Source organism: Hydrogenophaga sp. BPS33, assembly GCF_009859475.1.
In the GTDB taxonomy this organism is placed as follows: Bacteria; Pseudomonadota; Gammaproteobacteria; order Burkholderiales; family Burkholderiaceae_C; genus Hydrogenophaga.
Window position 1 is genome coordinate 241,820 of the sequence record NZ_CP044550.1, and the last position, 12,608, is coordinate 254,427.

Here is a 12,608-nt window from a genome sequence, read left to right on the forward strand (position 1 = left end):
ATGGGGTCGGACGTGATGCCCCGGTCGACGTTGGCGATGGAGGAGTCAAGTTGCGGGGGCAAGGGCTTCGAATGGGAGTCGTGCTTTAAATAAAACATATATGAATAGCATGCTATATCAACACCAAACTCCCCCTCCTCCGGCTAAACCTCGCCTCACGCGCCACTGAACACCTGCCACTCGAAAGACACGGGCGCGCCGGCCGCAAGGCAGGCACAAGGAAGGCAAAAGGTCAATCAATAGGGGCCTTGTAGTATCGTGACGTCTCCGGAGCTCGTGTCACATTCGCCCTTCCGCTAGTTATTTATCTTTTATTCAACGGGCTCGATAGACCCCATATCGCCCAGGGGGCACCACTCTCAACCACCCCTTTTCGCCTGCTGTCGCACGCCCGTCACCGGCTACGGCCCTACCGTCGTGGTGACCTATCCCGCAGGCGCAATCCCCTGCTTAAGCGAGCAGCACCTCCCCCATTTGAGCTGCAAATCCGGCGGCACCTCGGGGAATAGTCATGGCAGGCTTGAACGTTCGCGAATTCGAAGGTGAGAGCACTGTCGAAGCTGCGGCGCGCGTTGTCCGCCCTCATTTACCAGCTGCGTGAGATCGATTCGGAGCTGAGATATCCACCGATTCTGGGGATAACTGAACCATGACAATGCCTCAAGGTCCACACAACCCCGGTCGCCCATGGGGCCGCGCTAGATTGCTCAGATTCTCAGCACCTAGCACTCGCTAAATGTTCACCGGCCAAAGAAAAACCCCTGCGCCTTTCGGCAACAGGGGGTTCTAAGAGAATCAGGCGGCTTCGGACTCCATTGCTGAAGTGCCAGCCGCCGACTTGTCGAGGTCCAGTTCGGCCTCGATTTCGCGTTGACGCTTGCGCGCGGCTTCAAGCTCCTCGCGGAACTCGAAGTCTTGGTCAAGCAAGGCCTGGATGCCGGCGAGTTCTTCAGTCTTGCGACCAAACTCTTCTCGCAGCTTTGCGGGCATTTCCACAAAGGCCTTGATGCCCTCATAGGTCGCCACGCCCACGCCATGCCTGTCGTGCATCGGAGGCCGATCCACACGGGCACGAAGGCCCATGGTCTGGTCCACCAACACGAGGTCAGTGGTCCCACCCCAGCGGCTGGTCTCCAGCGCGAAGTTTCCGATCTGGCCGAACTTGACGTCACCGCCAAGGACAGCCGACACAGCTTTCAGTGCCAGGCCTACCGCCAGGCAGTTGTCGAACTCGCCCGCCATTGCAGCCGCTGCCGTTGCCAGCAGGGGTTCGAATCGCGTTTGAGTCGTGACTGCCGCAGCCTCGCGAGATACGCCCTCGGCCTCTGGCATGTTGTCCTCGATCCACTTGAGCCGGTGCTGCAGGTCCGCCTTTCGGCGCCCCATCTTCCAGCGGTCCTGCTCGTAGTGGTCGAATTTCAGCGACAGTTTCTGCACCGTAGCGTCCACCGAGGCCTTCTCCAGCACCAGCGGATTTCCCGACGCAATCGCCTTGATCTCTGCATAGGACAGAGCCGTCATGGAGATGTCCTCCACGGTGCGCAGCCCCTGTTCTGCCGTCATCACCTGGTCGATAAATCGGGCTTTCACATCCAGCAGGTTCCAGCTGTAGCTGTCGAACGAGCCCTCGGTCACATAGCGCCACAACTCAACGCTCTCGCACAGGTTGCCCTGGCGATCGCATCGGCCGTCACGCTGCTCCACATCAGACGGACGCCAGGGGGCGTCAATCTGATGAACCGCCCTCAGCCTGTTCTGCACGTTGGTGCCGGTCCCAAGCATGGCCGTGGAACCGAACAGGACGCGCACGACGCCATCCCGCACCCGTTTGAACAACTTCGCTTTCGCACTGTCGCTCGCATGGTCCTGGATGAACTCGATCTCGCCTTCGGGAATCCCGTTGGCGATCAACAGTCGTTTGACCTCCTCGTACACCGACAGACCCGGCGCGCCAGGCGTGCCCAGATCACTGAAGACCAGCTGCGTCACCCGCTGCTGCAACCCGTCTTGCCAGATGCGGTGCACATTGTTGGCCACCTTCGCGAGTTTGCCGGCTGGATCGAACGGCGCAAACGGCAGAACCATTCGCACGTCAATCGCCGCACGGCGCCCGTCATTGGTGACCGCGAGCATGTTGTCATCCTCAGGCTTGACTCCACGATTGCGGATTTTGTCCGCGCGTTTCACCAGTCCTTGAATGAACTCCTTGAGCACATTACTGGGCTCGGACACCATGACTTGGGGCTTACCGCCCTCGATCTTCGGTGTCGGAAGGTTCAACATCCTCTTCGTCTTCACATCGGCGACCCCTTTGAAGATCGCCATCAGTTCCGGCAGGTTGGAAAAGCGGCAGAACCTGGTGTTGGTCCTGAATCCGCTGCCATCCGGTGCCAGCTCGATGCCCGTAACGCTTTCGCCGAAGCTTGCAGCCCAGGCGTCAAACTCGAAGATGCCGTAGCGCCGAAGCGTCTGCGGCTGCAAGTACACCTGGAAGGTGTGCATCTCGCAGATCGAGTTCGCAAGCGGCGTAGCCGTTGCCATGGTCAGCCCCTCCTCCTTGTCCCCGCGTGCGCTCATGATGACTCGCGTCTTCATGTACACGTCAAACGCCCGCTGTGAGGCGGAGTTCGGAATCCCCGCGATGCGTGGCATCTTGGTGATCTTCTGCAGGTTCTTGTAGGCGTGAGCCTCGTCAATGAACAAGTGGTCCACACCGAGTTCATCGAACCAGACCGTGGTGTCATCGGTCTTGTCACTCTCCACCAGGCGTTGCAGCTTGGCATCGTAGTCCTTCATCCGTCGCTCGATTTCCTTGATGGATCTCTTTGCGCCCGAATCCGACGTCAGGTTCAGCGACATACGCGCCTCCTCCAACATCGAGTCGATGAAGTCTTTTTGAACCGCGGGACTCAGCATCAGCCTCTCGAAGGTCGATTGCGTCATCACCACGGCATCCCAGTCCCCGGTGGCCACGCGTGCCACAAAGGTTCGGCGCTTGTCGCCACTGAGGTCTTCCTTTGATGCCATCAGCACCTTGCTCTGCGGATACAGGCGCAATGCTTCGGCACAGTACTGCTCAAGGGTCGATCCCTGAACCACGTGCAGCGGTTTGCGAGCTTTGCCGAGTCGGCGCAACTCCATGCCTGCTGCAATCATCGTGAGCGTCTTGCCCGCACCGACGCAATGCGCCAGCAGGGTGTTGCCATTCACGACGATTCGCCAGATGGCGTCCCTCTGGTGCGGGTAAGGCACCACCACCGCGCTCATGCCCGGCAGCTGAAGGTGTGATCCATCAAATCGTCGCGGGACGACTTGGTTGAACGTGTCGTTGTAGAGGCGCAGCAGCCTGTCGCGTCGCGCGTCGTCTTGGTAGACCCACAACCGGAATTGGTCGCGGATCGCCTGCCACTTCTCGCGTGCATTCAGCGTCGCCTGGCGGTCGACCACCGTCTTTCCGTCGATGAGCATCGTCACAGTCGGCGGCTGCTGGTTCAGCGCGGCTTCCACCAGCTGAAGCGCACAGCGCTTTTCCGTTCCCCATTTCGTTCGCTGCAGCGTGTGGTCTCCCACGTACTGCAGTTGGTGCTGCGTTTTGACACTCCACGTTGCCGTGTTTGCGTCATATGCCACCGTGACATCGCGCTTTTGCGCGTTGACCAGTTCCGTCGCAAACGTCTCAATGACGTCGCTCGGGATCCAAGGTGCTCCCAAACGGGCTTCCACCTCGGCCGGTCCCAGGTCTGCCGGCACCACTGCCGCCAGCGCCGCAATGTTGCTCTCGTAAGCGGCCCCGGCGGCCTTAGCTTGCGTGATCTTCTCGCGGATATTGCCGGAGAGGTACTCATCGGCCGGAACCCAGCGCGCCAGCACCGGATCGCGAAACGCCGTGCCGTGCTCCTTTAGCTCCTTCACGACCTCCATCACCGGCTTCCCGGTTCGCATGGCCATGTCTTTCAGAACGATCTGACCGTAGACGGCCAGGCTCAGCAGCATCGCGTCCTTCGCGGTATCCACCTTCACAGGCAGTTCCACTTGTCCAACGGTGCGCTTGGAGAAGATGTCGGCCTTGACAGCCTTGCCTTCCTCATCGTCCCAGATCTCCAACGCCAGCATCAGAGGCCAGCTGGGGTCCCCGCGCATCACACGGCTGTTTGCCGTGGTGCTCAGGTATCCCATCTGCGCCACATAGGCGTCGTAGACCTTGTTCAGGTGGGTCTGGTGCATCGCCAGATGTGCATCGTCTTGCGACGACGCCTGGAACTCGATCACGGTCTTCACCGCATCGCGCACTTCCAACATCCCGAGCACACGCTTGCGCGCCGTACCCACATACAGGGAGTCAACCTCAATCAGCTCCTCCCCTTCGGAGATGCAGATTGCGCCGTTTCGCAGCACGAACGAACCCGGCAGGGCTTGAGTGCTGTTGTTGTAGCGCTGCATCGAACTCACCGGTGCTTCGGCGAATCCTTCCCTGCGCGCTTCGTAGACCCCTTTCGGGATCTTCTTGTCGATCAGCTGGTTCAGCGCCTCCCCCAGTTCCTCGATACCTGCATCGAAAACCGGAAGTGCCTCCTCGCCATACTGGCCCGACTTCCACTCCAGCTTGCCCAGAACGAGTTCGGGGTTTCGCAGGTAGTAGCTGTTGATCGACGCCTTCTGCAGCAGCGACCGGCCGACCGAGCGGTTGTAGACATGCTTTTCAGCTGTCTCGCCCGCCTTGAACATGGGATCGTTCGCGCCGCCAATCTCCACCCATGAAGCCTTGACGGCGTAGTCGGGAAGTTCACGACGCTTGAACACCAGGATGTCCGTCACCGCTTGCGTGTTTGCAAACGACTCAAACGCCATGGTCGGGAGACGAAACGCTCCCAGCAGCTCGGCGTGAGCCGAAATCCACTGGCGATGCTTGTTCGAGACGCTGTCAAGACTCTGTCGCGTCGTGATCACCACCATGAGACCGCCCGGTCGCACCAACTCCAGCCCCTTGCCAAGGAAGTAGTTGTGGATGCTCCAGTCGGCATACGGGGCCTTGCTCACGTCCTTGGTCTTGTACTTACCGAAGGGCGCGTTCGTGACGACGAGGTCGTAGAACGCCGTGGGCAGCCTCGCTTCTTCCAGGCCACAGGCATGCACCTGCAGTCCGTACGGGGCGAAGTTGGCCTCGAGGATGTTTGCGCTCACCGGGTCGAGCTCGACCGCGGTAAGTTCGCTTTTTGCCACCATCGCCTGCGGCATGCCGGCAATGATGTGGCCCACGCCCGCCGCTGGCTCCAGCACCCGGCCACCCTCGAAACCCAGTTGGGCCACGATTCGCCAGAGCGCTTGCACCAGATAGGGGTCGGTGTAGAACGCGGTGTTCACGGAAGACTGCATCGCTGCAAACTCCCGCTCGCTGGTCAACACCTTGAGCTCATCGCGCAGCGCCGACAGGGCATGCGGTGTAGAACCATCCGGTGAAAAGACCCTTGCGGAGCCGCCCCAACCACTGTATTTCAGCAGCTGGATCATCTCCTGCGAGCTGGGCTTGGACTTGTCTTGCGACAGTCGTTGCATCAGCTTGATCGCATCGATGTTGGCTTGGATGCGCTGCTCGGCCGAGGCCGAAGGGCGGTAGTCATCCGAGTCGATCAATGGCCACAGCGTCTTGCGAATCGCAATGTCCAGATCATTGTCGTTCTCGCCCCACCCGGCCAGGACCTGGTCAACGATGCTGCCCAGGGCATCACCATCGACGGCCTCGGCGCTGTTGAGCACTTCGACGTTCTCGCCATCTTCGGGTGCCTGCGACACAGGTTCAGCCATGTCGAATGCCACCTTGGTGATGACGGAGGCGATCATCGCAATTTCGGTCTTCTGAGATGGGATCTCGAAGTCGTCCATCGTGAGGCCGCCAACCCACAGCGACGCCTGAGCGTTGCGCGAGCTTTGTTGGGCATTGGATGCCATGTGTTTCTCCATTTCCTTGGAAGAAATGCGGAAAACACACCCTCCCCTGCGGGAGTGGCGTGCATTCCCGCGAAGGTTGTTGAGGTTGATTTCGGCCCCCCTGGGCTTGGAACTCCAGAGGAGCATCGGGTCGCGCTAAGGCTTCCTGATGTACGGTGAAGGCGGCATCGGCATAGGCGATGCGCCAGCTTGTTCAAACACCCTGGTTGCAGGGCGCTTGGAAAAGCCCCCTCTTGCGAGGGGCCCTTCGATTCTTGTTGTTCAGAGCTTGACTGCCTCGATCACCCAGGCCTGTCTCGCTTTGCAATTGACCGGGCGCAGCGTGAACAGCGCACGGCGAGCGCGCGAATCACGCCCATGGACGTCGACAGCACGGCAGACGAACACACTTTCTTGCACCTTCGTCCCAAGGTAGGCGACAGTCTCGATCACCGCCATCAAGCGAAGACGCGGCTCCAGGTGCAATCCATGCTCGCGCATTGCCATGCCGTTCCACTCGACGAAGCGCTCGTAGGTGTCGGCTTCGATAGCCACCGACGCACCGCTGAAGGTTCGCGAAACACTGGCGCTAACGTCAACCACTGCTCCGCTCGCGACCAGCGATCCGAAGTCGTTTGCCACGTCGGTCAGTACACGGAACTGGTTGTATTGCGAAACTCGCATTGCTCAGCCCCCGTCCTGGCTTCTTGCTTCTTCTTCACGCAGTTCTTCCAGGCGGCGTTCCTCTTCTCGGCGCTCTTCCTCGCGAAGCTCTTCTTGCCGAAGTGCTTCCTTGTGGACAGCGTCGTCGTCCGAATCGGCGCCAGTTCCGGGACTGAATGCGGCAAGCAGTGCGTTCATGTCCTGCACGTGCTTGCGCGAGGTTGAAAGTCGGTTGATCTGCTCCAGGTCCGCTTCCGCTTTTGCGCCCGCGACCGTTGCTTTGGTCACCGCCTCTTCAACGCGCATTTGCTGCGCGGCGACGGTCGCCCGTTGCTTGCGTGCTTTCTCCTTCGCCTTGCGCTCGTCTCGAGCCTTGCTGCTCGCTGCGCCGTCGTAGCCGGCGATGGCGATGTTTATTCGGCGCGGTCGCTCGATGTCAAAGTGATTGCGTGCCATGGTGCCCTTTCTGCTCGCGCACGAGCACCAGCCCGGCGCCGCGCGTGATACCCACGGCGCCGCTTCGTTTTTTGTCGTTCATGTTGTGTTTTCCAATGTGGTCTGTCGACCATGGACAAGGCGTAGTTCGGCTTTGCCGGCGCATCTGTGCCAACTGGGCGAACTAGGCTTGGGATGTGACCTCTACACCGAGGCGGTGAGCCTCGGGTACCCGGGAGCCGGGTCGATCATGCGTTGCATGCTGGCATGGCGCCAGCGAGGGCAGAAAACTGCCAATCAGCACCCATCATAGGTGGTTCCAAACGGCGCCGTCAAAGAACCTGGTCCATGACTGGTCTGGCCGCGTTCTACGCGGAAAAACCCCTCCGATACGCGGGGGACAGGTTCATCCTTAGGGCTACGCTGATCAAGCCCTTGAATTGAGCGATGCACCTGGCTTGGCGTGAGCGATGCTGGGAAGTCGGGCAAATTCTCGGCGAGGCGCTGCCTTTCCGGCCCGAGATGCGCACTTGACGTGCGCTTCGGGCGCACTCAAGCCATGAGGCGCTGTCGCGCCAGGTAGATGTTAGCCAAACCCAGAACCACGAATGCGCGTGTGGCGTTCTTGGCAAGACCTCGGTAGCGCACCTTGGCAAAGCCCCACAGCCGCTTGACCACGGCGAAGACGTGTTCGACTCGCGCGCGGACCCTGGACTTGTTGTGGTTCTTCGAGCGCTCGGCCTCGTCGATCTCGCCGTCCTTGCGAACGCGTTGGTTGGTGAAGTCCCGGGCCTTGGGCGCCTTGGATGCGATCAGCGCCTTCTGACTGGCGTAAGCGCTGTCGCCGTACACGCGCTGCTCGTTGCCGTGCAGAAGCTCGGACAGCGCGTGTTTGTCGTGCACGTTGGCCGCCGTCACCACGGCGCTGTGGGCCAGCCCGGTGCGGCTGTCCACGCCGATGTGCATCTTCATGCCGAAATACCACTGCTGACCCTTGCGCGTCTGGTGCATCTCAGGGTCGCGCTGCTTGTCAGCGTTCTTGGTCGAACTGGGCGCGCCGATGATGGTGGCGTCCACGATGGTGCCCGTGCCCAGCTTCAAGCCTTGCGTCTGAAGAACCTCGCCCACCTTGGCAAACAGCGCCTCGCCCAGCTTGTGCTTCTCCAGCAGACGACGGAACTTCAGCAACGTGGTGCCGTCGGGCACGCGTTCACGTCCGAGGTCTATGCCCACGAAGCGCCGCAGCGCCGTGCTGTCCAGCAGCGCCTCCTCGCAAGCCTCATCGGCCAGGTTGAACCAGTGCTGTACGAAGTACATCCGCAGCATGCGCTCCAGTCCGATCGGCGGGCGCCCGTTGCCCGCCTTGGGGTAGTGCGGTTCGATCACCTCGCACAATGCCCGCCAGGGCACGATCTCCTGCATCTTCGCCAGGAACGCATCGCGCTTGGTCGGCTTGCGGTAATGCTCGAATCCTTCGCCTTGATCGGCTGCTATCGCAAGAGTTTGCTGTTTCATCTTCACCTGCCTGTTTGTGCAGCAGCACCACATGCAAGCACCGCGCCACATCGGACCTTGTTCAGCGTAGCCTTAGAACGTTTTCAAGAACCCAGTTTGTAGAGATCGCGATAGACGGGGTCGGATTCAAGATCGAATGCGCGCAGGGCGTTCTGATAGAGCATCTTGGGCAGCACCTCTTTTTTCCACGGCAATGCGAAGAACCGTTCCATATAGGGCTTCAATGCCACAGCGGGGTAGGCGGTGCCGAACAGGAAGCGGTCGGACACGCCATAGTGGTTGGAGTTGACAGCGGTAATCCAGTCTTCCGTGCCCATGTCGAACAGATAGGAATCGGGCGATACGTAGACGTTTTCACGGCGCGCGGCCACGATGATGGCTTCCCGGATGTAGGGATAGCAAGCATGGCCAGCGATGATTCTCATGGTCGGAAAATCTTCGGCAATCTGGTCGATGTGGCGTGGATGTGCGTAGTCGATGTTGCGGCCACCGGTAGGCCCGGAGGTTTGCGGCATCACCGTCATGTTCAGTTCGACGCATCTTTCATAAAACGGGTACAGGCGCCGATCGTCGATGTCGCAGCCCGGGGAATGACCCGGTTCGAGAAAGACGGCACGCAATCCCATCTTGTGCGCACGTTCCAGTTCCTGCATCGCATCGTGATAGACGTTGCCCGTGTCGATACCGGCCACACCGATGAACTTGCCTGGGTTTTCGCTTTGTAGCGAAGCCATCAGGTCGTTGGGGGTGGTGCGATCAGGGGGCGCTACGCGGCCAATCTTGATCGTAGGGTTGTTGCCGCAGACCGATACGGCCGTGGTGATGCCGACTTCAGCAAGTTCGGCGAAGAAGCCTTCTGTGCCTGACGTGTTCACACCGCGTTGTTTGGCCAGCTCGGCAAAGAACGCGCCGGTTTCGGGCAGGGTGATGCGGCAGCGTACATCGATAATCATGGGATACCTTGAGTTTTGAAGTGGTCGTTGGGGAAGTTTCTACCAGGCAGACTTCAGGAGATCCAGCACGGCAGAAGAATCTTTTACGGGGAGTGGGTTGAACAGAATCCCGCGCTCACGCACGGCGTGTTGCGCAATCTCCGGCAGGAGTTCCGAATCGACGCCGAGATCACGCAGACGTGTGGGAAGGCCCAGGGCTTGCTGAAGTGATTGGATACCGCGGATGGCCTCTTCGGCGTCGGTACTCGACTCCGGGCGGTCCAGAAGAGCCGCTCCCAATGCCTGCAAGGCCTCAGGGGCTGCGGAGCGATTGAATCGCAGCACATGGGGCAACATGACCGAATGGGCATCGCCATGGGTGAGCCCGCCCAGGGCGCCAAGGCAGTGGCATACGGCATGACCGATGCCGGTGCGCGCATTGCTGATTACGTGCCCCGAGAGGTGAGCCCCAAGAAGCAACTCGCCGCGCGCAGCAACGGACCGCGGATCCTTGGCCATGGCGGGCATGGCGCGACCGAGCCGTCTTGCACTCTCACGCGCGATGGCGTCTGTGATGGGGCTGCGAGCGAGGGAGTAGAGACCTTCGGCAGCGTGAGCCAATGCATTCATCGCTGTGCGGGCCATCAGTGCGGCCGGCACGTCGAGGTTTGCCTTGGGATCCAGGAAGATGACGCGCGCGGCGAGCTGGGCGTCCCAGAAAAGGAGCTTTCGGCCGTCGGCACCGCGCACGCTCAGACCTGGCGTGACTTCCGCTGCAGAGGCTGTCAATGGCACGGCAAAGATGGGAAGCTTTGCCTTGCTGAGTGGCGGTGCCACCAGTTGCCCGGACGGGGTGAGGACACTGGCGTGGTCTTCGATCTGCCCGCCCTCGGCCAGCACCAGTGCAATGGCCTTGGCGGTATCGATCGCACTTCCCCCACCCACGGCGACGAGGCCATCGATGTTCGTGGCCTGTCCCTTGGCCAATCCTTTGGTGATGCTGTCGGTGCCAGCATGCTGCACGACCTCATCGTAGACCGTGGCCACGCGAGATCCCAAGTTGTGTCGGATCCGCGTGAACACCTCCGAGGTGCTGGTGCGGCGCCCTGCGACTAGCATCAACCTCTGACAGCCCAGGCGATCGGCTTCCTCTGAGACCGCGTCCACGGCGTCTGCACGCAGCAGTAGCCTGGACGCCGACCTCACGTGCTGGAAGCCTGCGGTGTAGTCGAGATCAGCGGTCAACTTTGACGTCCGCGGTCTTGATGACCCTCTCCCACTTCGCCACATCTGAACGAAGTCGCTGGGCGAGTTCGTCTGGCGTGCTGAGTGCGGCATTCAATCCCAGCTCTGCAAGCCGTTTGGCCACATCGGCATTCGTCATTGTCTTTCCGATGGCGTCATGCAGTGTGTTGACAACGGCATCGGGCGTGTTGGCGGGAACGAAGACGCCATACCATGCGTCCGCTGAGAGCCCGTTGAGACCCGTGGCTTCGGCAATGGTCGGCACATCGGGCAGAGCAGGAGATCGAGCCTCGCCCATGACGGCCAACGCGCGAAGTCGGCCCGACTGGATATGCGGAAGCAGCGGCGCCAATCCTTCGAACACCACCTCGACTTTTCCGCCTACCAGATCGCTGATGCAAGGGCCAGCGCCTCGGTAGGGAATGTGGACAAAGCTCGTCTTTGAAGCCTGTTTGAGCAGCTCGCCGTTGAGGTGGGCCGGTGAGCCGATGCCCGAGGAGCAAAAGTTGTACTTGCCGGGAGCGCTACGGGCCAGTTCGATGAACTCTTTGGCGGTTCGGGCAGGGACGGAGGGATGCACCGCCATGACGAACGTTCCCTTGAGAATCATTGAAACCGGTTTGAATGCACGAAGCGTGTCGAACGGCAAATTGGGGTACAGCGAGGCGTTGATGGCCAGCGGTGTACTGGAAAACAGAATGGTGTAGCCATCGGGTGTCGCCCGGGCCGCATATTGGTTGCCGATAACGCCATTGGCGCCGGCGACGTTCTCCACGACGAGAGGTTGTCCCAGTGCGTTGCCCAGGGTTGGTGCCATGTGGCGCACGAGGATGTCATTGACGCCCCCCGGCGGGTACGCGACCACAGCCTTGACCGGGCGGCTGGGATAGGTCTGGGCATGCACGCTTGCCTGTAGTCCGGCCCAGAGTGCGAGCCCGGCGAAGAGGCAGCCAGTTGCACGGAAACCGTGTGCAAGGAGGGTTTTTTGGGTTTTCATGGGAGTCGCTTCTTTCCTGAAAAAAGTTGATCTAGCTGTTGTTCGAAAGCGTGGTAGCCAATGCACTCGTAAAGCTCGGCGCGCGTCTGCATCTGGTCGACGACGGCCTGCTGCGAACCGTCGCGACGAATGCTCGTGTACACCCGCTCGGCCGCTTTGTTGGCGGCGCGGAACGCGCTCAGCGGATACAGCACCATCCCGACGCCCACCGCAGCGAGCTCGTCGACGGTGTAGAGCGGCGTTTGGCCGAACTCGGTGATGTTGGCCAGGATGGGCGCTCGCAGCGCTTCGCTGAAGCGTCGGTAGATGTCCAGGTCGTAGGCGGCCTCGGCGAAGATGGCATCGGCACCTGCCTCGACGCACCGTGCTGATCGTTCGAGCGCTGCCTCCACGCCCTCGGTGGCGATCGCATCGGTTCGTGCGATGAGATAGAAGTTCGCATCGGTACGCGCGTCGACAGCGGCCTTGATGCGATCGACCATCTCGTCCGCTGTCACGACTTCTTTCCCGGGCCGGTGCCCACAGCGTTTGGCGCCCGCCTGGTCTTCGATGTGGCACGCGGCGGCGCCAAACTTGATCAGGCTTTTGACGGTGCGTCCGATGTTCAACGCACTCGGGCCAAATCCGGTGTCGATATCGACCAGAATCGGTGTTTCGCAGCGATCTGTGATGCGGCGCAGGTCCGTTAGGACGTCATCCATGGTGTTGAGACCCAGGTCGGGTAAGCCCAACGAGCCGGCTGCAACGCCGCCGCCAGAGAGGTAGAGAGCTTTAAAGCCTGCGCGCTCGGCCAGGAGCGCGTGGTGGGCATTGATTGCGCCAACAATCTGCAGTGGATTCTCCTGCTGAAGGGCAGAGCGAAACCGCTGACCAGGGGTGGGATTTGGTGCCATGTT

8 protein-coding genes are annotated in these 12,608 nt (G+C 60.7%); all 8 read right to left on the minus strand.

The window, feature by feature from the left end; genetic code table 11:
• Window positions 1-795: 795 nt before the first annotated feature.
• Complete coding sequence (locus F9K07_RS30535; RefSeq protein ID WP_159597327.1) at window positions 796-5,946, minus strand: DEAD/DEAH box helicase family protein; 5,151 nt, start codon at window positions 5,944-5,946, stop codon at window positions 796-798.
• A 261-nt stretch (window positions 5,947-6,207) separates the two neighbouring features.
• Complete coding sequence (locus F9K07_RS30540) at window positions 6,208-6,609, minus strand: hypothetical protein (RefSeq protein ID WP_159597328.1); 402 nt, start codon at window positions 6,607-6,609, stop codon at window positions 6,208-6,210.
• 3 nt (window positions 6,610-6,612) lie between these two features.
• A complete protein-coding gene (locus tag F9K07_RS30545) occupies window positions 6,613-7,044 on the minus strand; it encodes a hypothetical protein (protein ID WP_159597329.1) in 432 nt (143 codons plus the stop codon).
• 531 nt (window positions 7,045-7,575) lie between these two features.
• Window positions 7,576-8,538, minus strand: coding sequence for an IS5 family transposase (locus F9K07_RS30550; protein ID WP_159597330.1), 963 nt, complete (start codon window positions 8,536-8,538; stop codon window positions 7,576-7,578).
• A gap of 83 nt (window positions 8,539-8,621) precedes the next feature.
• On the minus strand, window positions 8,622-9,491 hold the full coding sequence (locus F9K07_RS30555) for an amidohydrolase family protein (RefSeq protein WP_159597331.1): 870 nt from the start codon (window positions 9,489-9,491) through the stop codon (window positions 8,622-8,624).
• Between the two features lie 39 nt (window positions 9,492-9,530).
• The gene (locus F9K07_RS30560; protein ID WP_328794073.1) at window positions 9,531-10,808 is read right to left on the minus strand and encodes an iron-containing alcohol dehydrogenase family protein; all 1,278 of its coding nucleotides are present in this window, start codon (window positions 10,806-10,808) and stop codon (window positions 9,531-9,533) included.
• Window positions 10,705-11,712, minus strand: coding sequence for a Bug family tripartite tricarboxylate transporter substrate binding protein (locus tag F9K07_RS30565; protein WP_159597333.1), 1,008 nt, complete (start codon window positions 11,710-11,712; stop codon window positions 10,705-10,707). The genes F9K07_RS30560 and F9K07_RS30565 overlap by 104 nt, the downstream gene beginning before the upstream one ends.
• Entirely contained in the window at window positions 11,709-12,605 is an 897-nt protein-coding gene (gene prpB / locus F9K07_RS30570; protein ID WP_159597334.1) for a methylisocitrate lyase, read from the minus strand. Before prpB ends, F9K07_RS30565 begins: the two co-directional genes overlap by 4 nt.
• Window positions 12,606-12,608: the final 3 nt, after the last annotated feature.